Origin of the sequence: Methanolobus tindarius DSM 2278 (assembly GCF_000504205.1) — an archaeon.
GTDB classification, from domain to species: Archaea; Halobacteriota; Methanosarcinia; order Methanosarcinales; family Methanosarcinaceae; genus Methanolobus; species Methanolobus tindarius.
Window position 1 is genome coordinate 1,653,631 of the sequence record NZ_AZAJ01000001.1, and the last position, 26,535, is coordinate 1,680,165.

Consider the following 26,535-nt stretch of genomic DNA (forward strand, 5'->3'; position numbering starts at 1 on the left):
ATAACCTCCATCTGGTTAAGGGTCATATTTGCATAAAACAATTTTGAATAAAATAACAGAAATAATACATTAACTGATAAATAGAATGCAAACTAAGGAATAAATAGGTAACTATGTTCTCTATCACTTCTTCTAAAATGCGTTCAATTGATGCTAATTGCGCATATCTTGGCTTAAGCCCTGTGCAGCTTATGGAAAATGCCGGTGCTGCAATTGCCCGGGAAATTATGTCTAAAATAAGGTATGGTAAAGTTCTTTTTGTAGCCGGCAGGGGAAATAATGGAGGAGATACCTTTGTTGCTGCACGTCATCTGGCAATGAACAGGAACTATGAAGTAAAACTGATACTTCTTGGTCACTCATCTCGTATAAGGACGGAAGAATCAAAACAGAACTTTTCTCTTCTCAGGTACAGCGGTCTTACAGAACTGATAGAAATTGCAGATTCAAAAGAACTTGAAAAATACCCTGGCTGGAAAAACAATGATATTATTGTTGACGGAATCCTGGGTTCCGGAATAAAAGGTGCTCCCAGAGAGCCAGAATCAACTGCAATTGACCTGATAAATTCTTCTAATTCATACATTATTTCTGTAGATTCTCCTTCGGGATATGGTATGGATGGTGCAGAAGTTGTCAAAAGCGTGATTGCAGATTTGACAATCACCTTCCACAGGATGAAAACAGGTCTTGAACTTCCAGATTCTGAAAAATACACCGGCCTGGTAAAAGTTGTTCCAATAGGTGTATGCAAAGATGCTGAAGAATATGTCGGCATGGGTGATCTTATATCCCTATCACGCAGAAACAGCGAAGCTCATAAAGGTAATTCAGGCCGAGTTCTTGTTATCGGCGGAGGTGCATATTATGGTGCTCCGGCCCTTGCAGCCATGGCAGCGCTTCGAACCGGTGCTGATATCGTAACAGTTGCTGTGCCGGAAAATGTTGCCGATACAGTTGCTTCGTTTTCACCAAATCTTATTGTAATACCACTTGAAGGTGACAGGTTAAATCCTTCAAATATTCCGGTTCTTGAAACTCTCCTTGAAACTCATGATGTTGCTGTAATTGGTCCTGGTCTTGGCAGAGACTCTGCAACTCTGGAAACGGTGGAGCAACTTCTTCCTATTTGCAGGAAAGCTGTTGTTGATGCGGATGCGCTTTTTGGATTGAAATTACCCGTAAAAAGTGAGGGTAAATTCATTCTGACACCGCATTCTGCTGAATTCTCATGTCTGTCAGGGTCCTCTGTTCCAAAAGAACTTGATTCTAAAAAGGCTGTTGTAGGCAGCTTTGCTTCTGATAAAGCCGTCACAGTTATTCTGAAAGGAAAAATTGATGTCATTTCCGATGGTTCAGTCACCCGGCTTAACAGGACAGGTAATGCCGGAATGGCGGTTGGTGGCACGGGAGATGTTCTTACCGGAATCATCGGTGCCCTCTTTGCAGTCAATGATGCGATAGATGCGGCTTTATGTGCGGTTTTCATCAGCGGCGCAGCCGGAGACCTTGCATTTCAGGAAAAAGGAAACGGTTTGCTTGCGACAGATATAATTGATCGGATTACCGATGTTATATCAGGTGTATTATAATGGGGCAGGAAAGCAGAAGAATTAGTGTGGATATTGAAAGAAAGTGGATACGCATCATTGTCAGTCATGGCAGGGATGAGGAAATACTTAAACTTTCAATTGATGAGGCTCGCAGTCTGAAAGAACAACTAAATACTACTATTGAGGATTACCTGCAGAGACAAAATATTAGAATTGATTAAAAACGGTGATTAATTGGAAGCTACATTCACACATATCGAGAACGACCGCGCGGTCATGGTAGACATCAGTAAAAAGGATATCATTGTGAGAAAGGCAATAGCTTCCGGGGAAATAGTTCTTAATGATGCAACCATTGAGAAGATTCGCTCGGGTAGCGTTGAAAAAGGAAATGTATTCTCCACCGCGCGCGTGGCTTCAATTCTTGCAGTAAAAAAGACACCGGAACTTATTCCTATGTGTCACCAGATTCCAATTACCAAGGTGGATGTGGACTTTTCAATTCATGGGAATATTGTCCGTGCAACTGTAGAGGTGCGTTCCGTTGGAAAAACAGGTGTTGAGATGGAGGCGCTTACAGGTGTCTCAGTTGCCCTGCTGACTGTGTGGGATATGGTCAAGTCTGCAGAAAAAGACGAGACTGGTAATTATCCTGCTACCGGAATTCAAAATATCAAGGTTCTTGAGAAAGTCAAAATGAACCAAAACTAATGTATTTGAGGGGTGCATTAGGAAGCATTCAAATTACACTGATCAATTATCATATTTAAAAAACAACTAAATCTTAAAGAGGTAATTTATTTGAAAATTATTGGAGGACCAGCATCCCAGGCTCTTTCATCAAGGGTTGCGAGAGAACTTAACATTGAGCCTACTGTTTGTGACTTCACAAGGTTCCCTGACGGTGAACTGTATTCACGCATACTTGATGAGGACGTGGATGAAGTTACTATTATCCAGAGTACAACAACGGATTCTGATCTTGTTGCATTATTACAGCTTATTGACGCCTGCGAGGATTCACCTGTCATCAATGTGGTTATCCCATACATGGGATATGCCAGACAGGATAAAAAGTTCAAAACCGGTGAACCAATAACTGCAAGGGCTATTGCAAGGACAATTAATGCAGACAGGATTTTTACAGTAAATATACATGAGGCAAGTGTTCTGAATTATTTTAATGCTGATGCATTTGACCTTGATGCTTCACGCCTGCTGGGTTATCATATAAGATCACTGAACCTGTGCAATCCTCTCATTGTCTCACCTGATAAGGGCGCAATTAATCTTGCAGAGAACACAGCAGCCGATGTAGGACTGGAATATGATTATCTTGAAAAGACAAGGCATTCCGGTGATTCAGTTACTATCAAAGCAAAAAATGTCGATGTGATGGACAGGGATATCATAATTATTGATGACATGATCGCAACCGGTGGAACCATGGCAGAATCTATCAAACTGCTGAAATCCCAGGGAGCAAAAGATGTCTATCTTGCATGTGTACACCCGGTTCTTGCAAGAAATGCGGTGCTTCGCCTGTACAATGCAGGGGTAAAAGATATTATAGCTACCGACACAATAGAAAAGGTACAGAGTTGTGTCAGTGTGGCACCCCTTATAGCCAATGCTTTAAGAAGTATCTGAACATTAATATATTGAGGTATTATAATGACGTTGCCCGATGTTTGTCCCAAAGACGGAGTTTCCCAGTGTAAGAAAAAAGCCTGCCATCTTTACGTAGTAGAGTGGCGTACAGGGGACGAGCAGTGCGTTATCGGGTACAGTTCAACTCACAAAGAGTTTTCAAGATCAACTCCAATGGAAGATACTTATGCCGAAAGTACGCGCATGAGGCTCCAAAAGAAAGCTCCGGAAGAAAGAAAAGCCTGGCCTGAATCGGGACAAAGTGCTGAAAAGCGTCAACATCTTCAGCGCCAGTCAGTTCCTGAAGAAGCTCTTACAGAGATTGCCGGGCTTCCACCAAAAGAACCGATGTCTCCTGTGGGCCGCGAGGAAGTTGTGGTAAATAATAAGGACACAACGGTCTTTGAGGCTCGCAAAGAAAGACCAGAGGAAGAAAACAAAAGCAAAAAATCTCTGGATAAATTAATGGACGATCTTCCGGAAGATTACGAAGAAAAGTTCTGGGACTAACTCTTCTTAAATGTCATGACGTCTGGAATACTCTGCAGGGTATATGGCCTGCTTCTGGATGAACTGGGACCTCAATACTGGTGGCCTGCTGATACGGCTTTTGAAGTTGTTATTGGGGCTATGCTTACGCAGCAGACAAAATGGACTAATGTGGAAAAAGCCATAGAAGGCCTGAAGGAACATAGTCTTCTGGAAATAGTGCCTCTTGCTGAAGCTGATACCGGGCTTATTGAGGAACTTGTCAGATGTTGCGGTTTCTACCGGCAAAAAGCTTCCCGTTTAAAGGGAATTGCAGTTTTTTTTGCAGAAAATGGTATGGAAAATGTATTTTCCCTGCCTGTGGTGGAACTCAGGAAAACCATGCTGTCTTTGAAAGGAGTTGGCAATGAAACTGCTGACAGCATCGTGCTCTATGCTGCCAACAAGCCCAAGTTTGTAATAGATGCATACACCACACGCATGATGAAATGTATTGGAATTGAAGGTAACTACATGCAGCTGCAGCAAAGGTTTGAAGAAGAACTTCCAAAAGACGTAGATACCTATAAGGAATACCACGCTCTCATAGTTGAATATTCAAAAGCCTATTGTGGCAGAAAAAGATGTAATGAATGTATTCTGAAGGATTTGAATGAGAATGGATATTGAGACTTATAACAAGATATACGAAAACCTGGAAAGCGTAGATGATGTGAAGAAATTATCGCAGCAGTTCTCACAGCCTATAGGTACTATCCATTCCATATTGAATCAGAAAACCGTCACAAAGGTAAAGAGAAATTTTTCCCGGGTAAAAAGTAAGTCTCCAAGGCACCTGAGGCAATGGAAAAAAGGAAAAAGCATCATTGAGATTGCAAAAAAGAATGATATTCCTGCAACTCTTATTGTTTCCATGCTGCTCAAGGAAATGGGTATTCCTAAGAAAGGTTTTATCAGAAATCTTGATGAACAGCCCGAAGGACGTCTTAAAAGAGAAGTAATTGCAGCTATGGAATCAGATTTTTTCTTCTCCCCGAAAGCTCATGAGTTACATGCTGAAAAAGGTGACATGGGGGAATCCATTCTTGCTGAGTGGCTTGCTGAGCACGAAATAACATACAGGTCAGAGAATGACCTGAGGGATGAAGGTTTTTCAAAAACTCCTGACTTTTTGCTGGATTCGGAGATTGTAATCGATGGTATCGACATTTTCTGGATAGAAAGCAAAGCTCTTTTCGGTGATGAGAAAGAGCATGAATATTACATTAAAAAACAGTTCAGGGAGTATGAAGAGAATTACGGTACCGGTATGATCGTTTACTGGTACGGTTATATAGATACTCTCAGTTACAATGGAAACCTGATAAAAGATTACAGGTTCTTCGATAAGGATCGTGATACGATAGAAGAACTCCTGAACTTCAAGACTTACTGGTAACGCACTGGTGCCAGTTCCAGATTATTTATTATCTTGTAGTTTTTCCAGTTCTGACATGACTTTTTTTGTATATACCTGATACACACCTTCATCATCATATACGACAACTTCCTTGTTGATGGTGGCATGATTTGCATGGACTACCAGAAATGGCCAGAGTTCGTTGCTCTCCGGGTCCCGCTGGTTTTTCATATTGAAAATATCCTCAGAGGTGCTTAATGAAATCCTGTGCATATTTTCGGTTATACGGGTCATATTAAACTGAACAGTAAATTTTTATTAATACCTTTCGTGTTGCAATTATATGAGGTGGGAATCTGTCCGCAAACGGACAAAAAACTCTTATAAGATCCCTTTCAGGAATTTTGTCTTAAGCAAAGATTATAATAGTAACAATCATCTAAGGTTACTGACTCCGGAGCATCCGGACATTACTATATTCTCATCATAAATCGGTGAAATCATGGCAGATATTACACATTGGGCAGATGTCATCGCAGACGAGGTGCTGGCAAAAGGCAAGAAGCACCTTGTTGCAACAGGTATCACACCCTCAGGTCACATTCATATTGGTAACATGCGCGAGGTCGTAACTGCAGATGTAGCATTCAGGGCTCTTGAAGATAAAGATGCTGATGTCGAGTTCATCTACATTGCAGACACATACGACCCATTAAGAAAGGTCTATCCTTTCCTGGACGAAAGTTATGCGCCCCACGTTGGCAAACCACTTTCTGAAATTCCATGCCCATGCGGCAAACACAAGAATTATTCCGAACACTTCCTTGAGCCTTTCCTCACAGCCCTTGAACACCTGGGAATACACCCAAAGGTCTACAGGGCAGATGAGCTCTACAAAGAAGGTGTCTACGTAGAAGCTATCAAGCAGGCTCTTGTGAAAAAGGATGAGATCGCAGAAATCCTGCAGAAGAAATCTGGCAAGACTCCGGTAGATACATGGAACCCGTTCAATCCTATATGCAATGACTGTGGAAAGGTAAACACCACCACTGTAAAAGGCTTTGATATCGATGCTGAGACTGTGGACTATGAATGCTCATGTGGAAGCAAGGGTACAGTCCCGATGAAAGGCGGTGGAAAACTTACCTGGCGTGTTGACTGGCCTGCAAGGTGGAAGGCACTTGGAGTTACAGTTGAGCCATTCGGTAAGGACCATGCTTCAAGAGGTGGTTCATATGATACCGGTGTTGCTATTGCCAAAGAGATATTTGGTTATGAGGCACCACATCCGATAGTCTATGAATGGATTATGCTGGGTAAGAAAGGTGCAATGTCATCGTCTACAGGTGTTGTAGTTTCAATTGCAGATATGCTCAAGGTGGTGCCACCTGAAGTATTGCGTTACCTTATCATCCGTACAAAACCTGAAAAGCATATCAGGTTCGATCCTGCATTACCCCTGCTCACACTTGTGGATGAGTTTGAACGCCTGCACTCAAGCGAGAAGGCAACAGATTATGACAGGAGAATGATTGAGCTTTCACACGCAGCAGGACTTTGCCACACAGATATTCCATTCAAGCACATGACAACAATCTACCAGGTTGCTGCAGGTGACTTTGATAAGATAATGAATATCGTAAAGAGAGCAGGATACGACACCAGCAACGAGAAATGCATACGCGAACTTACTGACAATGTCGGCAACTGGCTTGAGATGTACGCTCCTGATAATGCAAAGTTCAGTGTCCAGGAAGAGCTTCCTGTAAGTACTGCACAGCTTAACGATCTCCAGAGAGCTTTCCTCAGTTCATTGTCATCCATTCTTGACAAAAGCGATGAGCTTAACGGTGAGGACTACCACAATCTTGTATACTCTGCAAAGGAAGCAGGTTCTGAACTGAATACAATGATGGCTGAGTCACTAAATGTTGATGCAGAATCACTTGAAGTAAATCCAAAGGAACTATTTAAGGCGATATATGTTTCAGTGCTGGGGCAGCCTTCAGGTCCAAAGGCAGGCTGGTTCCTTTCATCACTTGAAAAGGATTTCCTCGCAATGCGCTTTAAGGAAGCAGCAGAGTATAAGCCCTCATCCTGATTATGCCAAACAATTCTTTCCCGGGCAAAGACCTTCAGGGCAAGTCTCATTTTCTTGCCTGGGATGAAGAATACAAACATGTGACCTGGGGTGGTCCCCGGTCGATATCAATGCTGGAGGGATTAATTTCTTCCAGTTCATTAATTCTTGATCTTGGTTGCGGGAACGGCAGATTCCTTTTACCACTTTCCCGTAAATACAATGCTATCGGTACTGATGTCTCACCAACTGCGGTTAAGAGAGCCAGGGAATATCTCATAAAAAGCAATGTTGAAATTGACAAAAGAGCTGAATGCCTTGCTTCAAGTATCACTTCAATTCCATTTTCTGGGAATTCATTTGATGCAATTCTTTGTCTTGGAGTTTTGCAGCACCTGCTTGAAGGTGAAAGAAAACAGGCTATTTTTGAGATCAAAAGGGTGATGAGAAGCGGCGCTGTTTTTGTGCTGGAAGTCTTTGGAACTGAAGATATGAGGTATGGAGGCGAGTCCGTAGAAAAAGATACTTTCATCAGAAAAAACGGTATAATATATCATTATTTCACACGTGATGAACTGGTATCACTGCTCGAAGGATTTGAAATAATAGAAATGAAAGACATTGTATCAGAAAAAAAGTTTCATGGCGAACCTCAAAGGCGCCATCAAATAAGAGTAATTGCGCGTCTTTAGAATGCGATTCCCAGATAGTTCAGCGCAATAATAAGAAGTGCTCCTACTACTCCACCAATTGCACACACAAGAACAACTATCCATGTGTAAGCTATATTGAGGCCAAGTACAAGATTTGCAACAACCAGTATTACAAGACCCAAAACTGTGTTGATAACCATGCTCTTTATTGTCTTCAATACCTTCCAGAGGATAACAGCGACTATTATAGCCACTATAAGAGTTATTATTTCAACTGCCATAATCACCACTTTTATATTGTTATGATAAGTATTTAATCGTTGCTAAAAAATTAGAGTTTGTTTGCATCACTCAGAAAATTAGTCATCTCTCTTTTCAATTCATCAATTGTTTGATACTCTTTGCAGATTATCCTCTTATCACCAAGAAGCATTGCAGAAACGTTAGCTTCAGGAACATGCATGCAAAGCACTGGAATTTCTCTCTGAAGCGCGCTGCAGATCTCATAACCAACACCAATTGAAGGTGTACTTACTTCTGCTATCAGGCACTCACTTTTTTCAAGAAAATCCATGTCCCTTATGTATATTTCTTCTTCTGAAAGTAAGGACTCTGTTTTTTCAAGTTCAGGGTCAGCAACATGCCAGCTAAGAACTTCATGTCTGCTATCCTGAAGGAAACTGCACATCTCCATGTAAGTGGAAAGCATCTGCCTGCCACCCCTGATAGATGCTGAAAGGAACACTCTCATTGCACACCTCTGTGATAATGTCCTCTGGTGTGGAACTCGCTGACATCACTTCCCTGCCAGATGTGTTTTGTGTCACCTGAGTAGTAAGCATCAATATTAGCCCGGTATGCCCTTGTGACCATGCCAACGTTATAATCATCCATATTCCTTGCATCGATCCTGAGTCTGGAAAGACCTGCTTTGATAAGCTGGGGAATATCATCCAGAAGGCAGAGCTCCCTCGAATTGAAGATGTGCGTTCTGCACTGGGAATCTGTTTTGACAGGAAACTCAAATCCTTTTTCATCGATTATTTCAAAACTACCACTCTTACACTGGGAAGCACAGTTGAAACCATTCTCATCCTTTTCCCCAAGCACACCGCCTATAAGACAGTGTTCAGACTCCATTATCTGAATCTGTCCATGAGTAATGTATTCGCAATTACCATATTTTGCGATATCAGTAATCTGTCCAAGATTCATTTCAGTTGAGAGTGTGACAGTGTCTGCTCCTTTTTCTTCAAGTACATGAAGGCTGTGTTTGTTGAATACATTCAGGGGACTGTCGGTTAGTATTTTCATACCGGAACTGCGAGCAATTTTGAGGACACCGAGGTTTGCTGCAATAATTCCTTCAAATCCCAGTTCCTTTGCAAGTTTAATAGTTTCTTTCACATTCTGGAATTCTGAATCTTTTGTAATGATTGGAGTGTGCAAATAAGCAGGAATGTTCTTTTCAACAGCAAGCTCTGTCATCACTTTCCATTCCATATTTTGAAGCTCTTTAAGTGAAACATCAATGTAAACAATATCTGCACCGCTTTTTAGTGCTGAATTAAGATTTTCAGAATTATTTACACTAACTGAAAGCAGTATTTTATTCTCTTCTATCTCAATAGCTGCTTCATTTTCTGGTTCATCTTCCTGGATTTCAGGACTTCTGTCATGTGCCGGTCTTCTGAACTTTTCAATTCTGGTTTTTTCCAGTTCAGTGGTTGCTTCGGTTCTTGCGTTGTTCAGTTCTTTTATAGGGATAAATGCATCATCCGGCATGTCAACTTCAATTTCCTGAGCTTCAAAAACAGTATTTCCTGTTTTGGCAAGCTGCTTTCTGACGTTCTCTTCTGTAGTGGGCCTTTTCTGCGACTTCTCTACAATGTAGTCTGAAACAGCAGTTAATGTGTTATTTTCATTATCAGAAATTGAGAGTTCGAGTCTCTCTCCAATATGAGCTTTGAATTTTATGGAAACAGGAACCTTGCGTATTGGCGAAGGTGAACTGTATGATGCCTGCGATTCTTTCATAAGGGACTCATCAAGTGTCCTGTAAACAGGCGTTCCATTTTTTGGAGGCTGGTCAAAATTGATTGTTATGATATCTCCGTTAGCTGCCTTCTTCTCAAGTCTGTCTCCAATGAAGATTCCTCTTACTATTGTTCCAGCATCTCTTTTTCCTTCAAAGCCGATGCCATCTCCTACCTCAAGTTCTCCGGCTAGTGTGATCTCCATTCTTTTGAGCTTATTGTTAAATCCACTGACCTTTCCAACCATGATTCCCTGGTTGTGTGGCCTCTCACGGCTCATCAGGTCTCCAGCAGGATCGCCTTTGAAGTATCCGGTCGTGAACTCACGGTTGAACAACTGTTCCAGATTCTCTTTTTCTTCATCGGTAACAAAATAGTTGTCCGGGTCTTCTGTAAACCTGTCAATTAGATTGCGATAAATCCTTACAACACCTGCAACATATTCAGGCCTCTTCATCCTGCCTTCTATCTTGAAAGAATCTATTCCTGCTTTTATGAGTTCAGGTATAATCTCAGATGTATTCAGGTCTTTAGGACTCAGAAGGTAGCTACCTTCTGTTTTGATTTCTTTTCCATTCCTTCGTAATCTGTATTGTTTGCGGCATGGCTGGGCACAATATCCACGATTGCCGCTTCTGCCACCTATCATGCTGCTCATGAGGCACTGGCCTGAGTAGCAGATGCAGAGTGCACCGTGAACAAAAGCCTCGATTTCCACTCCCGTCTCGTTTTTAATCCTTGCAATCTCTTCAAGTGAGAGTTCCCTTGCAAGCACAATTCTCTTAACTCCCATTTCTTTCAGAGCCAGCACAGCTTCTGTGTTGTGAATCGTCATCTGTGTGCTTGCATGGATTGGAAGTGTCGGAACTTTTTCCCTTGCAAGTTCCAGAAGTCCCATGTCCTGCACAATGATGGCATCAGTTCCCAGTTCATCAAGGGTGTACATGAGTTCAAGTGCTTCTTCTATTTCACTGTCCTTGATAAGAGTATTCATGGTGACGTAGACTTTGACGCCTCTAAGGTGAGCAAAGTCAAGAGCTTCGCTGAATTCTTCTATTGTAAAATTGCCTGCATATGCCCTGGCACTGAAATCCTTTATTCCAAGATATACTGCATCTGCACCGTTTTCTACGGCAGCTATCAGGGATTCCATATTTCCGGCAGGAGCTAAAAGTTCGGGAGTTTTAAGCATGATAATCGCTCAGATGAGGTGAGAGTATATAAATGCCCCTCTCACCGTAAGCACAGAAAAATCTTATTGTTTTATGCAAAGGTAGCTTGCCATGAAACCATTCTTATGGTCATGTTCCTGAATCTGGAAACCTGCCTGTTCGATGAGTCCTTTCATAGTCCAGTCAAAGGTTGAGTACTCTTCCTTGATGTGAAGTTTCATTTCTTCAACAACCTTATCATCTGCTTCATCTGGGATATTGCGGAATAGCTGTGGAAAAAATGTATCAAAATCAGGAGTATCTGATGAAAAAACCACATCTTTCAGGAAGAACTTTCCACCGCTTTTGAGCATTGAATTGATGTTTTTCAGGGCTATGAATTTCCAGAAATCAGGCAGATGATGCAATACCAGTTGCGTGACAACAGCATCGTATTTTGTTTCCTCTGAATCAAATGTCAGAAATCCTGCCTTGATAAATCTGATATTATCTCTCTGTCTTGACCTTGCTTTCTTCTCCGCAAAATCAAGCATCTTCTGTGATATATCCAGTGCAGTTACCTGTTTGCAATGCTTTGAAAGCTCAATGGAAAACTCTCCCGTTCCGCACCCGACTTCCAGAATCTCATTATCCGGCTGGATACTGATGAGTTTACACATAGTTTCAGCTTCCTTTGGTATGTTGCGGATGCTTCCCATTTTTCTGTCATATTGCATGACTTCTTCTTCACTTTCGTAATCTGTTCCAATCTGGATCAGTTCATCGTAATACCATTCAGGCAATTCTTTCATATGCATTCCTTCTGTATCCTCTTATATTTTTTAAATAAATAAGGGATTGTTGGTAGACTGAAATGATTGGTGGCTTTGAGTAAAAAGTAGCAGGAAAGTAAGAAGAATCAAAAGTTCAAATCAAAATAAAAATTTAATCCGTACAGATGCACGGATTTTGTTTGCATGTAGGACAATGATCAGGATATTTTTCCATAAATGCAGCTTCAAGGTCGATATCATAAAGGTTTGCCAGAGCTCCTATCCATGCAAAACAATCTGCAAGCTCCTCCCTGATATTCTCCATGTCTTCTCTGCGGATAGCTTCTGCAAGTTCGCCTATCTCTTCCACAAGCCAGAGTGTTGTTGCAGCTGCACCTCTTCTCCTGTCGTTGTGTGCATAGAGGTCGTACATGCGTTTCTGAAACTCGGAGATTTCCATTTCTTAGCCTCCTGAAAATTTAGCTGGATTTTAGAGTCTTACAGGAATATTCTTTTCCTTAAGATGTTCCTTGACATCGTTGACAGTGTATTTCCCAAAGTGGAAAATACTTGCAGCGAGTGCTGCATCGGCTTTTCCTTTTGTGAATCCTTCGTACATGTGCTCAGGATTGCCAACTCCGCCGGATGCGATAATTGGAATTTCCAGTTCCTCGGAAAGCTTCTTTGTGATTGGAATGTCAAAACCGTCATAGGTTCCATCCCTGTCCATGCTGGTAAGGAGAATCTCTCCGGAACCAAGTTCCTCGACTTTCTTTGCCCACTGGACAGCATCTATTCCGGTTGGCTGCCTGCCGCCATAGATAACAACCTCATACCATGCAGGTGTGCCGTCTTCAAGTTCAATTATTGTCTTGTCAGGATTATTTTCGACATCAAGGTTGCGTTTGCAGTCGATGGCTGTGACGATACATTGTGCACCGAATATCTCAGATGATTCCTTAATGAGTTCCGGATTCTTCACTGCTGCTGTGTTGATGGAAACTTTGTCAGCACCTGCCCTGAGAATCTGGCGTATGTCCTCGATGGAGTTTATTCCGCCACCTACTGTAAGTGGAATGAAAACCTCATCAGCGGTCCTTTCGATGACTTTAACCATTGTTCCTCTTCCCTCATGGGATGCGGTAATATCAAGGAATACAAGTTCATCAGCTCCTTGTTCGTTGTATCTCTTGGCGAGTTCAACAGGATCTCCTGCTTTTCTCAGGTCTACGAATTCTATTCCTTTAACAACTGTTCCGCCTTCCTCATCAAGCGTAACATCAAGACATGGTATGATCCTTTTTGTAAGCATTATGACTTTGTCCCTTTCACTGCATTTGATTATTTGTTTCTGCCAGAAGATGGCAGAGGCTGTATTTAATAAGAAGATATCGAGTTTTTATTTAATACTTCTTGTTGTGTATTTATACCCTATAACTTAGATGGACATGAATAAATAGCATTTTCTCCTTTTATTCACGGGGCAGGTAAATTACTATAAAATGTCATACATGCTTTCAGATGCGTGATGACATAGGAACAAGGTGTATGAAATGTATTTTCCCTTTACAAAAGAACAATTCATGGATATGTTTGGAAGCTACAATACGGATGTTTTTCCCTTCCAAATACTCTTCTATCTGCTTGCAGGGGTAGTGTTGTATCTGGTTTTCAGTAAAAAAGAATACTCTGATAAGGTTATATCCGGTATACTTGCTTTCTTCTGGGTCTGGATGGGAGCTGTTTTTCATCTCCTCTATTTTGCCCCAATAAACAAGTCATCTTACCTGTTTGGTATCCTGTTCATCATTCAGGGTGTCATGTTCCTGAAATTTGGAGTTCTTGACAAAAAACTCTCCTTCAGTTTCAGTAAGGATATATGCGGATTGGTAGGACTGATAATGGTCATGTATGGATTGGTTCTCTATCCGGTGTTCGGATATTTCATCGGGCATATTTATCCGTACCAGCCAACTTTCGGTGTCCCATGCCCTACCACAATATTCACTTTTGGTCTTCTGTTGTGGACTTCTCCAAAAATACCAAAAATCATTCTTGTAGTTCCTCTGCTCTGGTCGTTCATGGGTTCCACGGCTGCCCTTGGATTTGGAATACTGGAAGATGTACTGTTACTGGTATCAGGTATAGTTGGGGTTGTTTTAATCTGGTACAAGAATAAGTGAATGCAAAATAACCAGTGTGCAGGACATAAGCGGGAATATCAGTTGTTTGAAAATAAAAAGAATTGAAGAGAAATCAATCATCGCAGTTTTCTGCCTGTTTCTCTTCAATATAATTTCTCATGTCTTCAACTTCGGAGTCATAGGTTTCCTGATCCATAATACTATATTCTGAATTATATTCAGTAAATGTTTCTGCAATCAGGTCCAGCTTCTCAAGTAGCAGGTCATTGCAGTAGATTCCGTTTGCTATTTCCTCATAACGCTCTTTATAAAGTGCGCTGAAGTTCTCGTTTGCAAAGAACCTGTCTTTCAAGGCATTTTCAGCACTGTTTTGGCTGTTCATTTCCCCTCTTTCAACTCCTTCCCCGAGGTTACCATAACCCTGCATTTCTCCGGGGAAGTTTCCACCAGCCATATCGCCCATATCGGGCATGTCTCCTATTTCACTCATTCTTTCAGGTCTGGTCAGATTCCCAAAATCTCCGTCTGGGGGAGTGAATTTGCTCTTGTTGTCCTGTTGCATCATGGATGCATTCATGTTCATACCTTCAGTTGGTGTGAAATTGATCATGTTCTCCATGTTCATTTCCTGCATGTCTCCCGGAGGAATACCTGTATTGTTTCCTCTGTCATCCATATTACCAAATGCACCGCCTCTTTGCATGTCACCCTGTCCCATCATGGCACCAAAAGCAAGGTTCATATCCCACGCAAGGATCAGGAATTTTTCAGTACGCTGATCGTAATACAGGTAGTAATTACTGTTCATTCCAGAGAAAGAATCTGAGTTCTCAACAAGGTCATTCACTGCCATCATGGTAATAAGCGCATCAATGTCAACCCAGTCACCCAGTTGTTCCTCAAATTCATCATCACTTGATTCATCAATGAATTTCAGGAATGCAATAAAAGGTGCAAAGTCTTCTTCGTTCTTTTTTGTCTTTTGTTCGAAGTCTTCCATGTATTCTGTCTGGTCCTCACCTTTATATGCAAATGTAACAGAATTGCCTGCTTTGTAAAGCACTCCTTCATAGTCATCGAAGTAATTTATAAGATAACTTTCATCTATATTTTCACAGATAACATAATAGGCAGGATCAAGTTCTGAGATTTTTACACTTGCATAAGCCCATTCTGGCACTACTGCTCCGCTGATACTGTGTGTATAAAGTGCAAGCGGCTCTTCCAGGAGTGCATAACTGCTTCCTATACGAATGCACAGTTCCGTGATTCCCTGATAGCATTGACCATCAACGTACTCGTCAAATTTCACAAGGAAAGGGAGCTGCATACTATCCATCTGGTTGCTGCCTTGAAATGTGGTTTGAAGTGTTAATTGTCCTTTAAGGCGAATTCCTACATCTTCTACAGTGACACCGTCGATGGTAATGTCGGTTTTGAAATAGTCTTTCTCTCCTGTTTCTTCATAAGTTTTAAGCAGCGACTCATAGTCATCCCAGTCCATATCTACATCGATCTCGTGTATCATATTTTCACTGAAAAGATCCACATTATTTTCGATGTTGAATCTGGTCATTTTTGTCACATAACCTGAGTCTGTGGTGTAGGGGATTATCATTTCATCCCCGAAAAAATAGAGTGTGGAGGAGATAGATACGATTATCAGTATGATTATCCAGTAATTCCTCCGGAGTCTAATGTCCATCTTCTCACCTCTTTGTGATTAGAGGTCAGTGGTGTTGTATCCTGTAATCAGGAACACCTTCTGGTTTCCGTTCAGACTTTTGATGGATTCAATGAACTCGTGCTTGTTTATGTTTTTCTTGAGTATAACACTGTAGACAAGTTCAGTCACTGTTCCTGAGCGGACTGAATCTATTCCTATGAGATCCGCTGACTGTGTATATTTGACAAATATCTTGTCAAACAATTCCTCGAAATCAACGTTCTTGTCAAGCTGAATTTTCAGGACCTGGCTCATGGCCGGTCTTGCAAACCAATCAAATTCATACATGATAAAGATCATGGCGCCTATAACGCCGGTTGCGATGATTCCAAGCGTGTAGAATCTGGTACCCATTGCCATGCCGATTGCCATTGCAAAAAATATGAAACCGACATCACGGGTTTCTTTTACTGCATTCCTGAAACGTATGATTGACAGTGCACCTACAAGTGAGAATGCGCGTGCAATGTTTGAGCCCACAATTAGCATGATAACGTCTACTATCAGTCCCATCATGATGAGGGTGTGGACGTAACTCTGGGTGTAAGATGTTCCTTTGTGTGTGCGTTTGTACAGCCATCCTATAGCTGCCAACAATATGAAACCTAAAACAAGACCCACAACAACGTCTGTGATTGTGAAGGTCCCGCTCAGGTCTTCAAAATTGAATAGACTTTCAATATCTATTGCCATTTAATAAACCTCAATTTTTCGGGGGAACTTATTCTCCACATCCAGCCTGTACAGTATTTGCGAACTCTAAGCTTTTTCCGGAATTTTACCCCATCAACCTTTTCCCAATATCATTGAAGATCCGGACTGTGACTGTCATAGTACAGACTTGAGATAACGTGGTCTCCTGTATCCTATCCTTACTTATCAGGAAGCATATAATGCTCAAGTTGCTGTTTTAATTCGCATGCCTGCTCTATTGTGAGCAGATATTTCAATTTGAACCAATTGAACTTTCGGATTGGTTCCATTCCTGTTTGGAATAGATAAATAGTAATATATATTTTGTGCTGAGGTATTTATTCTATATATCTGGTAAAATGAGCTGGATGTATTCTTTTAGTAAGAATTTAAATGAAGTTTTTCAAAAGCACCTTCCAACTCATCAATAGTGTGTTCTACCCATCTCTATTTCATACTCTCCACTTTCATTTTTCAGTTCAAAGAAAAAACAAGTTGAAATTGCAGGCTGAACAGATATATAGACTTTTTTTCCTTCAGATGAGATATAATATTCGTAGTCGGATGATGAGTAAAAAATGTCTGTTTCTCTGAAAGGATTGATCCATCTTATTACAAGGCTGAGAGGTTTTCTAACTTCTATTGTTTCTCCCGGTGAAAGATCGTAATATCTCTGCCATGAATACTCTCCATTTTCACTGGAAATGCTTGTGCTAAATTCATGTGCGTATTGGTCAGTATTGGTAATGGTGTAAAATGGTTCGATTGTTGGGAAAAAGGACAAAGTTATCACCAATAGGAAACAGAGTACTATGATCACCTTAGTTATTTTGTCTTGTTTCACTTTTTCACCTTAACGCAGGATATACATTTCATTGACCCATAACATATAAAATATTAATTGTTATTGTGTATATTTAATTGTAATGTGTGTTTTGTCTCTGACGATATTATTAGATTAATACAAGAATTAGTAATCAGAAATAAACCAGGCATGATTGAAAACATAACAAACGATACTTTGTATAGAGATTAGGTGCCAGTGTCGGTGTAAACCTCATCCCTAATCAAGAATTGTTTTAACCAGGGTTAAGGTTCCTTCTAGGTTTCAGGAGAATAAAACAGTTTAATCCGTTGGAGTAGTCAGCAGAAGGCTTTAGGAACTTTTTTCGAGCTAGGATTGTATCATATGACTACTCGTATTGCTTTCAAGACTACACAGGGAATTTTGACAGGTTCCGAAATTAAATCCCACAAGGAAACTTCCTATGTGATCCTTACTCTTGATGCCCAGTTTTGATTTAATGTATTCATCAGTCAATTTAGATGGTGATGCTATCATAGCTTCAGAAACAAATGCCAGTTTTTCAACTTCAGGGCATGGTTTTGCATCGATTACTATTTCCGGGGCCCTAAATGAATACTTAATATCTTTGAATTTTTTACGATCAATAACTATGTTTCCAAATACCCGATATTTGCCGGACTTTTTCAGCCTTTCAATTTCAGCGGCATCAGTGATGTCTTCTCCTATAACTTCTCCCCGATGGACAATTTTCAAGTTATTTTCAGGCCATTCGTAATCCCGGTTTGTTATGAAAGATATCAAAAAGTCTGATCCAAGAGCCTGTTTCATGCCTACGTTGTTCTTTATACCAAAACAACATGAACTATTCTGCTCATCTTTTTCCTCAAGTCCAATGATCTCTTTTCTATCATATTCAGTAATCAAAAGCGCTTTTTCGATACCTTTTTTGTTGTAGATGGCAGAAATGGCTTTTTCGACAACATCTTGCTTTGAAAATTGTATCCCACTGTCAAATATATTCATTTTCCCACCAAGTCAAGTAAAGTTGTTTTGATGATGAATGTTTAGTATTGGATATAAATATATTGGATATGCATAATGTGTCTATGTAAATTGGGTAATGACACAGGTGTTTACAAGTTTACTTGTTCAGTGGTTGGATAAACTCACGTAAGCCTGTAGGGGGAAAGTGATTCTTTGAGTATATTTTTTGAAAATACAGTCGTCTTTCTTTTTCTTACGTATATGATTACGGCAAACATTCCTTTCATTTCAGATTTATGGGCGCTGGGCTGAAAATGTCAACACTGGAGATTACGTTTCTTCAGAGAACAAAGAACTCTTGAAATCTCTATTAATTAATAGAAACGTTGAAAGAAGCTGTGAATAATTATATCATATATACTCTTTTATTTATGGTGATGTCTACTAATTAAATTTTCATTTATGAAGTACTTCATAAATTACTCTTATTAATACTCTCAGCCTTTCTTTTAATTAAAATAGTACAGGTCCCTTATGAGGGACACTGTTACTAATGCCAGTTATCAAACATTTTTCATCAATTTCTGAGCAACAGCTTCACCTGCTTCTTTTGGTTTATCCAATAATTGCTCAAAATGTCTTTTTTCGTATGACTTCGGGAAATAATTTCTTTCAATTTCTGATAATGTCCTATAGTTTCTTTTATTCTTTGCCATTTTCTTTCCCTCCATTGTATTTATTGATGAAGTATTTTGGATTTAATTCTGATTTAAAGTAATGTTTCCTCTTTATCCAGATGAAACCATCACCTTTCGAAATAACAACAACATCTATGGGTCCACCCACAGTTTCTGCATCGAATGAAATTTTTCTTTTAAATGAAGTCAGGTTCACAAGAGACTCTGCCATTGAAGCAAGTTCATCTTTAGGTAACACAGAAACAACATTTGTTATAGGACTCACATAATGTTCCTGTTGTATTCCATTTAAACTGGAGACAAATCCCCCTATTATTTTTTCAACATGATTATTTAGTTCTTCCCGGTATTTATCTGTTTCAGAAGTATGCTGCTTTTTCTCTATAATAGTTTCTGTGAAATCTTTTAGAGAATTATCGGATCTCCTCAAGATTGAGTGGGTAATTTAATATTCTGTTCATCCAATCCATATTGGATGGACGATAAACTCTTGATTCAAATGGCTCTGGGAATAACCCCTCCATGGTATGTGAAAGACATTGATCTTAATGTTTCTAAGAAAAGAATGGATATTTATCTAGATTTTACCAAGGGAACGAAGTTCCCTTGCCCAGTTTGCAACAAACTGTGTGATCTCCATGATACCAAAGAAAAAGTATGGAGACACCTTGATTTCTTCCATCATGAAACATACATTCATGCACGAGTTCCCCGAACAAAGTGTGATGGAGATGATGTAAAACTTGTTGAAGTTCCATGGACAAGACAAAATACTGGATTTACATTATTTTTCGAAGCACTAATCGTTGCAATGTCCAAAGAAATGAGTGTTTCTTCAATTGCTGAATTGATCAATATTCATGAAAATTCTGTATGGATAATTCTAGCTCATTATGTTGAAGAAGCCAGAGCAAAGATGGATCTCTCTGAGTTAGATACTATTGGAGTAGATGAAATATCTGTCAAAAAAGGTCACAGCTATGTGACCTTGTTCTATGATCTACATCAATCAAGAGTAATTCATATTGAAAATGGAAAGAAAAGAAGTGTTTTCAAGAACTTCAGGGAAGTTCTTTCCAGAAAAATAGACCCTGATAATATCAAGTATATTTCAATGGACATGTATCCTGCTTTTAGGGGTGGAGCAAGGGAATATTTCCCAAATGCTAAGATCGTTTACGATAAGTTCCATATTGTCAAAATGATGAATGATGCAATTGATAAGGTTCGAAGAAAGGAGTATCAAACAAATAAAGATCTGGGTAAAACGAGATTCATGTGGTTGAAAAATCCTGAAAATCTATCGGATAGGGAAATAGCTAAGATTCGATCAATCAAAGATTTGGATACTAAAACAGCAAAAGCTTACAGATTTAAGCTTGGACTTCAACGTCTGTGGGATATAAAAAATATAGAGGTAGCGAGGGAATATCTTGACAAATGGCATTATTGGGGAACACATAGCAACATCAAGGAAATTATCACATTGGCCAAGATGATTAAAAGAAATTCTCATGGGATATTGGAATCAATCAAACAAGGTATCAGCAACGGTGTTGTTGAAGGATTGAACAACAAAATTAAAACTGCTTTTAAGAGATCATATGGATTGAAGACTGAGAAGTGTAGGAATACAATGATATTCTTGATGGCGGGTAAACTTCGTTTACCCACACGATGTTAAAGAGAACCGAATTATCTAAAAAAGACACACTAAATTCAAACATTGAAGGATCAATTCCTCTCATGAAAATATCTACCATTTCTCTTTGTGCAAATGGTGCAACAACACTATTATTTTCAAGAGAAATCTTTTCTTGACGTTCAACTTCATACTTTAGTTTGTTGCATATTATGCACTCAATAAAAAAGGATTTGAAAGAAGGAAATATCTCTTCTTCTCCAAAACCTGCTACAACTATACCAGAATATGAGTTATTTTTAATCTCAGGAAACTTTGAAAATACCCACGGAACAATTTCTTCCATTATTCCTATAGTTTCTTCATCAAGAGGAAACTCTTCAAAAACATCAGATATTATTTCTTTAATACTTGCTTCATATCTTTCAAGTATCATTTCTTCCAGATTGTCTGGAAATCCCGGACATTTTTTAGCCACTTCCCATAATTCATATTGAGAGTCCACAATTTCTGTCATAAGATCCATAAGCACATCTTCATCAACAACTTCTTCTTCATTGATTTTTTTCTGAATCTCAGCGAAGAGTTCTCCTTTGATTGAATTGAAATAGGCGTAAAGTTGAGCTTTAAACATTTGTTCCTGGATTTCTTGTGTAAACAGCATTTCATTTTCATCCAAAAAATCAATGAAGTCATCTGCATACTCTTCCAGTGTATTGTATGTTTTATTTCCATTCTTTGCCCTGTATATTTTGATTATAGTCTCCCAGGGAATCCCCATAAAACTCGCATTTCCATAAATCATTATTCCAACAGGACATTTATCCGACAATGAGAACAGCTTGTTAGCTGATGCAAATATTTTGTCACGAGAAAAGCCAGAAATAGTGACAGCACTATCAGCAGCTAGTGCAATCGCATCTTTATTCATTATTACTATTTCAGAAGTCATTTTTACTCTACAGTTATCTTAAATTAAACAACTATAAATGTTTTTTTAATTAACTTCATCAAAAGAAATATAAGTCTTACCTTGATTTCTCATCATCAAACCAACAACACCGCAATAACCCCGGCCAGAAACACACCATCAAAAGTTCCCGCGCCACCAATACTAACCACAGGCGCTCCCAGTTTTGTAATAGCACGCATGTTCAGCAGGTCCGCCCCTATCAGAGTACCTAAAGTGCCGCTGATGTAGGCTACTGCGAAGATGAGGTCATGCTGAATGCCGGTGGTGTAGACCACAATAATGGAGCTCAAAGCAGCCGCAACTGGTGGCAGGAGTGCGGGAGAAACGATTCCCACACCTTTAACAGGTCTTGCAACTGATTTTGTGATAATGGCAACCATCAGGGTTGCGTAGAGAACGTAAACTGCAGAATCCGGGAAAAGTCCAAGCAGGTATACCGAAACAATAGTTGGTATCAGGGCACCGCCTACGTTGATAGCTACTGTTGTTCTGGTTTTGTGAGTTTCCTTGAAAGGCACCCGATATGAAACTCCAAAAATCTTCACATATTTGTTATTCTCAATCGGGACTTCAGTTTCAAGAGTTCTGAGAGGGATATTGATACTGCTTCCAATAAGGGATGCGAGAAGCAGGATAAGAGCATCGTTCCATGAGAATCCGATTTTGCTGAAAGCGCTGCTAACCAGCCCGTAAAAGAGCACGGAAATACTAAACGCCAGCACAAAGGCTAATATGATGGTGAAAACCAATTTTAAAGGATTATAGAATATCCGATGCCTCATAGCATAGTGTCCTAATTATCAGTATATACTTTTTGTGGGTCTTGATTACAAAAGCAAAAGATATTCAAAGGCAAATAAAAGATCAGGTAAATCCTGTGATCGCCTTAGAACCAGTGAAATTCTCCTTACTGATAGCATCCTCATTAAACACATCTTCACTAATCAGGATAGGAGCATCATTTCGGAGTGCAATTGCGATACAATCACTTGGTCTTGCATCGAATTCCATCCTGTTTCCTTCTTTAATCAAGGTCATTCTGGCATAATAGATATTGTCCTTTTTCTCATCTATCAGTATTCTCTCAACCTCGGCCTCTAGTCTTGAAAGCACAGAAACAATAAGATCATGTGTCATGGGTCTTGGCATCGTCTCATTCTTCAAAACCGAATTGATAGACAGGGCTTCAGACTGCCCGATATGAATCGGCATAATCATTCCATCATCATCCTCAAGCATCACAGCAGGCACAGCTCGCCCAAAGATGTTGATCATGTAAACTCCCTTTACGGTAACTTCCTTAATATTGGTTGCAGTGTCCATGTTATTTACAACAGCCTTCCCTTTTAGCAATATATCCCTAATTCCACAGATGTTTAATAAGTATCCTTACTTAACTCTTTCTTTTTGTTTGTACTCCAAAACCACCTGCGCCGGGAGTTTCAATAACAAAAACATCATCTTCTTTCATCTCCGTGATATCCCTGTCATCAAGTTCTTCAATCTGCAAATTCCCGCTTCTGACAACATAATTCCTTCCAACCTTCCCATCCTCACCACCACACAGGCCACGAGGTGCAAACTTCCTGTGACTGGAAATAATAGCAGCTCTCATAGATTTCAGGAACCTTATCTTCCTGAGAACACCATCTCCTCCATGATATTCTCCATCACCACCGCTGCCATTACGGATAGAGAATTCCTCAAGCCTCACCGGGAATCTCCATTCCAGAACCTCCGGGTCAGTGATTCTGGAATTCGTCATATGGGTCTGCACAGCACTGGTTCCATCAAATCCTTCTCCTGCACCGGAACCACCACATATTGTTTCATAATATTGGAACTCTTCATCTCCAAAAGTAAAATTATTCATGGTTCCCTGCGAGCCTGCCATAACTCCCAGCGCACCGAAAAGAGTATCGACAATATACTGCGAAGTCTCAACATTTCCAGCCACCACAGCCGCAGGATATTCAGGATTCAGGATGCTGCCTTCAGGAATAGTTATCCTGAGCGGTCTCATGCAGCCTTCATTGAGTGGAATATCCCTGTCAACAAGTGACCTGAAAACATAAAGCACAGCAGCCTTGCAAACTGCAACAGGAGCATTCAGGTTTCCGGGATGCTGTCCTGAAGTACCAGTAAAGTCAATATGAACTTCCCTGTTCTCATGGTCAATACTAACTTTAACTGATACAATAGTCCCGTCATCAAAGGCAAGTGAGTATTCCCCGTCTTTTAATATCTCAATTACTCTCTTGACAGATTCCTCGGCATTATTCATCACATGCTGCATGTATGCTTGTACAGTCTCCATTGAAAAATGCTCGACAAGCTTTAAAAGTTCCCTTACGCCTTTTTCATTTGCAGCAACCTGTGCCTTCAGGTCAGCGATATTCTGGAACGGGTTTCGTGCCGGATATTTTCCCGAATTCAGCCACTCTGCAACCTCATCTTCAAGGAATTTCCCATCAGCAACAATACGCTGCCCTCCGGTAATCACACCTTCCTCTTCAATGTGCCTGCTCTCAGGAGGTATCGACCCCGGCGTCACTCCGCCAATATCGGCGTGATGTCCCCTTGAAGCAACATAGAACTCAACATCTCCATCATGGAATACAGGAGTTATAACCGTAATATCCGGCAGATGCGTTCCTCCCTCAAACGGGGAGTTCAGCATGAAAACATCGCCTTCTTCCATATCAGGAAACTTCCGGATTATCGCCTTAACACTCTCTCCCATGGAGCCAAGATGCACAGGTATGTGAGGTGCATTGGCAATCAGGTCTCCGTTCCTGTTAAAAACAGCACACGAAAAATCAAGTCTCTCTTTGATGTTAACAGAATAAGCAGTGTTCTGAAGAGTATACCCCATCTGTTGTGCAATGGACATGAACCTGTTATTGAATATCTCAAGCATCACAGGGTCAGCCTCAGTCCCTATTGATTCTCTTTTTGGCAATGGATCAACTCTTTCAAGTATCAATTCCTGACCTTTTCTTAGTTCTGCTTTCCATCCGGGTTCAATAACTACAGTTGTATTAGTTTCAACAATCACAGCCGGCCCAATAACTCCTTCTTCACCTTTCTTCAGTTCCTCTCGCCTGTAAACCGGTGTTTCATGGATTTTTCCGCATGTGTACATTGTAGTTTCAGGCAACCTTGTATTTTCTTTCTCTCCTGAAGGCGAACTGTCAGAAAGAGAACCTCCATGCATTTTCTCCCCTGAACCGATTATTTCCGTAGAGACTGCTTCTATGAAAAGTTCTTTGTTTTCCATCACAAAACCAAAACGTTTTTTATGCTCCTCTTCAAATGTGCTTTTAATCTCACTTTCAGCGCCAAAATCAACAATAATAGAAGTTCCTGCATCCTTATACTTAACATGAACCTTGTGCAGTGCGCTTATATATTCATCTGCAACGCCCTGAATTCTCATTTCTTCCCTGCCGATTGTTTCAAGTTCAGCAACAAAACCTTGCAGCTCTTCAATCAGGCTGCTTTCAAGTTTTTTCTCAATAGCCTGTTCCTTCATAATTCTCTGGTCCGCAAGTCCCATTCCGTAAGCTGAAAGCACGCCTGCCAGAGGATGTATCAATATCCTGCTGATTCCCAGTGCATCTGCAACACCGCAGGCATGTTGTGCCCCTGCTCCTCCAAAACAGCAAAGCGCGTATTCTTTTGTATCATAGCCACGCTGGATTGATATTTTCTTGATGGCGTTTGCCATGTTCTCAATAGCGATTTTCAGGAAACCTTCGGCAACCTGCTCAGCACTTGTTTTCTCTCCGGTAAATTCACTAACCTCTTCCGCAAGAGCTGCAAACTTCTCTCTAACAACATCCGCATCAAGTGGCATGTCTGCGTTATGTCCGAAAACATGAGGAAAATGCTTCGGGTCTATTTTTCCAAGCATCAGGTTACAGTCTGTAATTGTGAGAGGTCCACCTTTTCTGTAACATGCAGGTCCGGGTTCAGAACCTGCAGAATCCGGTCCAACTCTGAATCTTCCTGCATCAAAATGTAGTATCGAACCTCCACCTGCTGCAACAGTATGAATGTAAAGCATGGGAGAACGCAGGTGAACACCGGCAATCTCTGTCTCAAAACTCCTCTCGTATTCTCCGTTGTAGTGAGCTACATCTGTTGAAGTCCCACCCATATCAAAAGTGACAATTTTATCAAAACCTGCTTTTCTGGAAGTTTCCACAGCTCCTACAATACCACCTGCTGGTCCTGAAAGGATACAGTCCTTGCCCCTAAAATGGCTTGCTTCCACAAGTCCACCGCTTGACTGCATGAACATGAGTTTTGTATTGTTGCCACCCGCTTCAAGAGTTGAAGATATCATGCTGATGTATCTTTTGAGCACCGGGGAAAGATATGCATCGACAACCGTGGTTTCACCACTGCTGATAAATTTCATTAGCGGGCTGACTTCGTGTGAAAGTGATATCTGGGCAAATCCAATTTCCTCTGCAATTTCACGAAGCTGAATTTCATGTTTCGGATATCGGTACGCGTGCATCAGTACAATAGCAACAGAGCGTATCCCCGATTGGTATATTCTTTCAAGTTCCACTCGTGAATTTTCGATATCAAGGGCTTCTAATTCTTCACCGGATGCACTGTATCGCTCATTTATCTCGATGACTTCATCATGAAGCAAATCAGGAAGCTCAATTTTCAGGGCAAATATATCAGGACGGTTCTGGTATCCTATTCGCAGCGCATCTCTGAAACCTCTGGTAATTACAAGTGCTGTAGGCTCACCTTTGCGTTCAAGGAGTGCATTTGTTCCTACAGTGGTTCCCATTTTGATGGAAGCTATATTCTCAGTTGGAAGTACATCTTCAGAACCCAGGCCAAGAATAGTTCTGATTCCATGTATTGCAGCATCTGTATAATGTTCCGGGTCAACTGAAAGTAGTTTGTGGGCAATCAATTGTCCGTCAGGTTTTCGGGCAACAATATCAGTGAACGTGCCTCCTCTGTCTATCCAGAATTGCCATTTATTGTTGATAGGATCCATAATGTATCCACCAGTGAGCGATTTGTATTATTATAAAATATGCTACGCTAA

The 26,535-nt window shown here is 40.5% G+C and carries 28 protein-coding genes; 11 read left to right on the top strand and 17 right to left on the bottom strand.

Annotated elements, in window-relative coordinates; genetic code table 11:
• Positions 1 to 113: 113 nt before the first annotated feature.
• The 7 genes from METTI_RS08010 (at position 114) to METTI_RS08040 (ending at position 5,130) form a co-directional block, all read left to right on the top strand.
• The gene (locus METTI_RS08010; RefSeq protein WP_023845315.1) at positions 114 to 1,592 is read left to right on the top strand and encodes a bifunctional ADP-dependent NAD(P)H-hydrate dehydratase/NAD(P)H-hydrate epimerase; all 1,479 of its coding nucleotides are present in this window, start codon (positions 114 to 116) and stop codon (positions 1,590 to 1,592) included.
• Positions 1,592 to 1,774 (top strand): hypothetical protein, encoded by a 183-nt coding sequence (locus METTI_RS08015; RefSeq protein WP_023845316.1) that lies wholly within the window; start codon positions 1,592 to 1,594, stop codon positions 1,772 to 1,774. The genes METTI_RS08010 and METTI_RS08015 overlap by 1 nt, the downstream gene beginning before the upstream one ends.
• Positions 1,775 to 1,787: 13 nt before the next feature.
• Positions 1,788 to 2,264 carry a cyclic pyranopterin monophosphate synthase MoaC gene (moaC, locus tag METTI_RS08020; protein ID WP_023845317.1) on the top strand — a complete coding sequence of 159 codons (477 nt, stop codon included), beginning with the start codon at positions 1,788 to 1,790 and terminating at the stop codon, positions 2,262 to 2,264.
• A gap of 90 nt (positions 2,265 to 2,354) precedes the next feature.
• Entirely contained in the window at positions 2,355 to 3,203 is an 849-nt protein-coding gene (locus METTI_RS08025) for a ribose-phosphate diphosphokinase (protein WP_023845318.1), read from the top strand.
• Positions 3,204 to 3,227: 24 nt separating this feature from the next.
• The gene (locus METTI_RS08030) at positions 3,228 to 3,713 is read left to right on the top strand and encodes a hypothetical protein (RefSeq protein WP_023845319.1); all 486 of its coding nucleotides are present in this window, start codon (positions 3,228 to 3,230) and stop codon (positions 3,711 to 3,713) included.
• 15 nt (positions 3,714 to 3,728) lie between these two features.
• Complete coding sequence (locus tag METTI_RS08035; RefSeq protein WP_023845320.1) at positions 3,729 to 4,361, top strand: endonuclease III domain-containing protein; 633 nt, start codon at positions 3,729 to 3,731, stop codon at positions 4,359 to 4,361.
• A complete protein-coding gene (locus METTI_RS08040; protein ID WP_023845321.1) occupies positions 4,345 to 5,130 on the top strand; it encodes a C15orf41 family protein in 786 nt (261 codons plus the stop codon). The genes METTI_RS08035 and METTI_RS08040 overlap by 17 nt, the downstream gene beginning before the upstream one ends.
• A gap of 21 nt (positions 5,131 to 5,151) precedes the next feature.
• Here the strand turns inward: METTI_RS08040 and METTI_RS08045 are convergent, their stop codons facing one another.
• Positions 5,152 to 5,385 carry a hypothetical protein gene (locus tag METTI_RS08045; protein ID WP_023845322.1) on the bottom strand — a complete coding sequence of 78 codons (234 nt, stop codon included), beginning with the start codon at positions 5,383 to 5,385 and terminating at the stop codon, positions 5,152 to 5,154.
• 208 nt (positions 5,386 to 5,593) lie between these two features.
• On the opposite strand from METTI_RS08045, the gene lysS reads away from it, so the two are divergent.
• Positions 5,594 to 7,192: a lysine--tRNA ligase gene (lysS, locus tag METTI_RS08050; protein ID WP_023845323.1), complete on the top strand. Its 1,599-nt coding sequence runs from the start codon at positions 5,594 to 5,596 to the stop codon at positions 7,190 to 7,192.
• A 2-nt stretch (positions 7,193 to 7,194) separates the two neighbouring features.
• Positions 7,195 to 7,863 carry a class I SAM-dependent methyltransferase gene (locus tag METTI_RS08055; protein ID WP_023845324.1) on the top strand — a complete coding sequence of 223 codons (669 nt, stop codon included), beginning with the start codon at positions 7,195 to 7,197 and terminating at the stop codon, positions 7,861 to 7,863.
• On the opposite strand, the gene METTI_RS08060 is transcribed toward METTI_RS08055, so the two are convergent.
• The 6 genes from METTI_RS08060 to hisF all read right to left on the bottom strand — a co-directional run bounded on the left by METTI_RS08060 (position 7,860) and on the right by hisF (position 13,096).
• Positions 7,860 to 8,105: a pro-sigmaK processing inhibitor BofA family protein gene (locus METTI_RS08060; protein ID WP_023845325.1), complete on the bottom strand. Its 246-nt coding sequence runs from the start codon at positions 8,103 to 8,105 to the stop codon at positions 7,860 to 7,862. The two genes, METTI_RS08055 and METTI_RS08060, sit on opposite strands and share 4 nt — an antisense overlap.
• Before the next feature lie 50 nt (positions 8,106 to 8,155).
• Positions 8,156 to 8,575, bottom strand: a complete 420-nt coding sequence (locus tag METTI_RS08065) for a TIR domain-containing protein (RefSeq protein ID WP_023845326.1) — start codon at positions 8,573 to 8,575, stop codon at positions 8,156 to 8,158.
• Positions 8,572 to 11,052, bottom strand: a complete 2,481-nt coding sequence (locus tag METTI_RS08070; protein WP_023845327.1) for a DUF3656 domain-containing U32 family peptidase — start codon at positions 11,050 to 11,052, stop codon at positions 8,572 to 8,574. Before METTI_RS08070 ends, METTI_RS08065 begins: the two co-directional genes overlap by 4 nt.
• A 63-nt stretch (positions 11,053 to 11,115) precedes the next feature.
• A complete protein-coding gene (locus METTI_RS08075; protein WP_023845328.1) occupies positions 11,116 to 11,823 on the bottom strand; it encodes a class I SAM-dependent methyltransferase in 708 nt (235 codons plus the stop codon).
• Positions 11,824 to 11,956: 133 nt separating this feature from the next.
• Positions 11,957 to 12,244, bottom strand: a complete 288-nt coding sequence (locus METTI_RS08080; protein ID WP_023845329.1) for a MazG nucleotide pyrophosphohydrolase domain-containing protein — start codon at positions 12,242 to 12,244, stop codon at positions 11,957 to 11,959.
• A 30-nt stretch (positions 12,245 to 12,274) separates the two neighbouring features.
• Positions 12,275 to 13,096, bottom strand: coding sequence for an imidazole glycerol phosphate synthase subunit HisF (gene hisF, locus METTI_RS08085; RefSeq protein WP_023845330.1), 822 nt, complete (start codon positions 13,094 to 13,096; stop codon positions 12,275 to 12,277).
• A 241-nt stretch (positions 13,097 to 13,337) separates the two neighbouring features.
• Here hisF and METTI_RS08090 point away from each other — a divergent pair, with 241 nt between their 5' ends.
• Positions 13,338 to 13,967 (top strand): DUF6064 family protein, encoded by a 630-nt coding sequence (locus METTI_RS08090; RefSeq protein WP_023845331.1) that lies wholly within the window; start codon positions 13,338 to 13,340, stop codon positions 13,965 to 13,967.
• A 73-nt stretch (positions 13,968 to 14,040) separates the two neighbouring features.
• Here the strand turns inward: METTI_RS08090 and METTI_RS08095 are convergent, their stop codons facing one another.
• The 6 genes from METTI_RS08095 to METTI_RS15780 all read right to left on the bottom strand — a co-directional run bounded on the left by METTI_RS08095 (position 14,041) and on the right by METTI_RS15780 (position 19,267).
• Positions 14,041 to 15,633: a CotH kinase family protein gene (locus tag METTI_RS08095; RefSeq protein ID WP_023845332.1), complete on the bottom strand. Its 1,593-nt coding sequence runs from the start codon at positions 15,631 to 15,633 to the stop codon at positions 14,041 to 14,043.
• Positions 15,634 to 15,651: 18 nt separating this feature from the next.
• Positions 15,652 to 16,347 carry a DUF4956 domain-containing protein gene (locus tag METTI_RS08100; protein WP_023845333.1) on the bottom strand — a complete coding sequence of 232 codons (696 nt, stop codon included), beginning with the start codon at positions 16,345 to 16,347 and terminating at the stop codon, positions 15,652 to 15,654.
• A 424-nt stretch (positions 16,348 to 16,771) separates the two neighbouring features.
• The gene (locus METTI_RS08105) at positions 16,772 to 17,191 is read right to left on the bottom strand and encodes a hypothetical protein (RefSeq protein WP_023845334.1); all 420 of its coding nucleotides are present in this window, start codon (positions 17,189 to 17,191) and stop codon (positions 16,772 to 16,774) included.
• 330 nt (positions 17,192 to 17,521) lie between these two features.
• Positions 17,522 to 18,178 (bottom strand): hypothetical protein, encoded by a 657-nt coding sequence (locus METTI_RS08110; protein WP_023845335.1) that lies wholly within the window; start codon positions 18,176 to 18,178, stop codon positions 17,522 to 17,524.
• A 524-nt stretch (positions 18,179 to 18,702) separates the two neighbouring features.
• On the bottom strand, positions 18,703 to 18,855 hold the full coding sequence (locus METTI_RS15775) for a hypothetical protein (protein WP_023845336.1): 153 nt from the start codon (positions 18,853 to 18,855) through the stop codon (positions 18,703 to 18,705).
• Positions 18,842 to 19,267 carry a hypothetical protein gene (locus METTI_RS15780; RefSeq protein ID WP_048135314.1) on the bottom strand — a complete coding sequence of 142 codons (426 nt, stop codon included), beginning with the start codon at positions 19,265 to 19,267 and terminating at the stop codon, positions 18,842 to 18,844. The genes METTI_RS15775 and METTI_RS15780 overlap by 14 nt, the downstream gene beginning before the upstream one ends.
• A 45-nt stretch (positions 19,268 to 19,312) precedes the next feature.
• Here METTI_RS15780 and METTI_RS15550 point away from each other — a divergent pair, with 45 nt between their 5' ends.
• On the top strand, positions 19,313 to 20,521 hold the full coding sequence (locus tag METTI_RS15550) for an ISL3 family transposase (RefSeq protein ID WP_023844015.1): 1,209 nt from the start codon (positions 19,313 to 19,315) through the stop codon (positions 20,519 to 20,521).
• Here METTI_RS15550 and METTI_RS15785 read toward each other — a convergent pair.
• The 4 genes from METTI_RS15785 to METTI_RS08135 form a co-directional block, all read right to left on the bottom strand.
• The gene (locus tag METTI_RS15785; RefSeq protein WP_048135316.1) at positions 20,430 to 21,431 is read right to left on the bottom strand and encodes a hypothetical protein; all 1,002 of its coding nucleotides are present in this window, start codon (positions 21,429 to 21,431) and stop codon (positions 20,430 to 20,432) included. The genes METTI_RS15550 and METTI_RS15785 overlap by 92 nt on opposite strands.
• 95 nt (positions 21,432 to 21,526) lie before the next feature.
• Positions 21,527 to 22,234, bottom strand: a complete 708-nt coding sequence (locus METTI_RS08125) for a DUF1614 domain-containing protein (protein ID WP_023845337.1) — start codon at positions 22,232 to 22,234, stop codon at positions 21,527 to 21,529.
• An 82-nt stretch (positions 22,235 to 22,316) separates the two neighbouring features.
• A complete protein-coding gene (locus tag METTI_RS08130; RefSeq protein WP_023845338.1) occupies positions 22,317 to 22,805 on the bottom strand; it encodes a bifunctional nuclease family protein in 489 nt (162 codons plus the stop codon).
• Between the two features lie 40 nt (positions 22,806 to 22,845).
• Positions 22,846 to 26,484 (bottom strand): hydantoinase B/oxoprolinase family protein, encoded by a 3,639-nt coding sequence (locus METTI_RS08135; RefSeq protein ID WP_023845339.1) that lies wholly within the window; start codon positions 26,482 to 26,484, stop codon positions 22,846 to 22,848.
• Positions 26,485 to 26,535 lie beyond the last annotated feature (51 nt).

What these genes read in the sequence shown, in the direction of transcription:
- METTI_RS08010 (WP_023845315.1), top strand. Translation starts at nt 114, where the DNA reads ATGTTCTCTATCACTTCTTCTAAAATGCGTTCAATTGATGCTAATTGC.
- METTI_RS08015 (WP_023845316.1), top strand. Translation starts at nt 1,592, where the DNA reads ATGGGGCAGGAAAGCAGAAGAATTAGTGTGGATATTGAAAGAAAGTGG.
- METTI_RS08030 (WP_023845319.1), top strand. Translation starts at nt 3,228, where the DNA reads ATGACGTTGCCCGATGTTTGTCCCAAAGACGGAGTTTCCCAGTGTAAG.
- METTI_RS08035 (WP_023845320.1), top strand. Translation starts at nt 3,729, where the DNA reads ATGACGTCTGGAATACTCTGCAGGGTATATGGCCTGCTTCTGGATGAA.
- METTI_RS08040 (WP_023845321.1), top strand. Translation starts at nt 4,345, where the DNA reads ATGAGAATGGATATTGAGACTTATAACAAGATATACGAAAACCTGGAA.
- METTI_RS08045 (WP_023845322.1), bottom strand. Translation starts at nt 5,385, where the DNA reads ATGACCCGTATAACCGAAAATATGCACAGGATTTCATTAAGCACCTCT.
- lysS (WP_023845323.1), top strand. Translation starts at nt 5,594, where the DNA reads ATGGCAGATATTACACATTGGGCAGATGTCATCGCAGACGAGGTGCTG.
- METTI_RS08055 (WP_023845324.1), top strand. Translation starts at nt 7,195, where the DNA reads ATGCCAAACAATTCTTTCCCGGGCAAAGACCTTCAGGGCAAGTCTCAT.
- METTI_RS08060 (WP_023845325.1), bottom strand. Translation starts at nt 8,105, where the DNA reads ATGGCAGTTGAAATAATAACTCTTATAGTGGCTATAATAGTCGCTGTT.
- METTI_RS08065 (WP_023845326.1), bottom strand. Translation starts at nt 8,575, where the DNA reads ATGAGAGTGTTCCTTTCAGCATCTATCAGGGGTGGCAGGCAGATGCTT.
- METTI_RS08070 (WP_023845327.1), bottom strand. Translation starts at nt 11,052, where the DNA reads ATGCTTAAAACTCCCGAACTTTTAGCTCCTGCCGGAAATATGGAATCC.
- METTI_RS08075 (WP_023845328.1), bottom strand. Translation starts at nt 11,823, where the DNA reads ATGAAAGAATTGCCTGAATGGTATTACGATGAACTGATCCAGATTGGA.
- METTI_RS08080 (WP_023845329.1), bottom strand. Translation starts at nt 12,244, where the DNA reads ATGGAAATCTCCGAGTTTCAGAAACGCATGTACGACCTCTATGCACAC.
- hisF (WP_023845330.1), bottom strand. Translation starts at nt 13,096, where the DNA reads ATGCTTACAAAAAGGATCATACCATGTCTTGATGTTACGCTTGATGAG.
- METTI_RS08090 (WP_023845331.1), top strand. Translation starts at nt 13,338, where the DNA reads ATGTATTTTCCCTTTACAAAAGAACAATTCATGGATATGTTTGGAAGC.
- METTI_RS08095 (WP_023845332.1), bottom strand. Translation starts at nt 15,633, where the DNA reads ATGGACATTAGACTCCGGAGGAATTACTGGATAATCATACTGATAATC.
- METTI_RS08100 (WP_023845333.1), bottom strand. Translation starts at nt 16,347, where the DNA reads ATGGCAATAGATATTGAAAGTCTATTCAATTTTGAAGACCTGAGCGGG.
- METTI_RS08110 (WP_023845335.1), bottom strand. Translation starts at nt 18,178, where the DNA reads ATGAATATATTTGACAGTGGGATACAATTTTCAAAGCAAGATGTTGTC.
- METTI_RS15775 (WP_023845336.1), bottom strand. Translation starts at nt 18,855, where the DNA reads ATGGCAAAGAATAAAAGAAACTATAGGACATTATCAGAAATTGAAAGA.
- METTI_RS15550 (WP_023844015.1), top strand. Translation starts at nt 19,313, where the DNA reads ATGGACGATAAACTCTTGATTCAAATGGCTCTGGGAATAACCCCTCCA.
- METTI_RS15785 (WP_048135316.1), bottom strand. Translation starts at nt 21,431, where the DNA reads ATGACTTCTGAAATAGTAATAATGAATAAAGATGCGATTGCACTAGCT.
- METTI_RS08125 (WP_023845337.1), bottom strand. Translation starts at nt 22,234, where the DNA reads ATGAGGCATCGGATATTCTATAATCCTTTAAAATTGGTTTTCACCATC.
- METTI_RS08135 (WP_023845339.1), bottom strand. Translation starts at nt 26,484, where the DNA reads ATGGATCCTATCAACAATAAATGGCAATTCTGGATAGACAGAGGAGGC.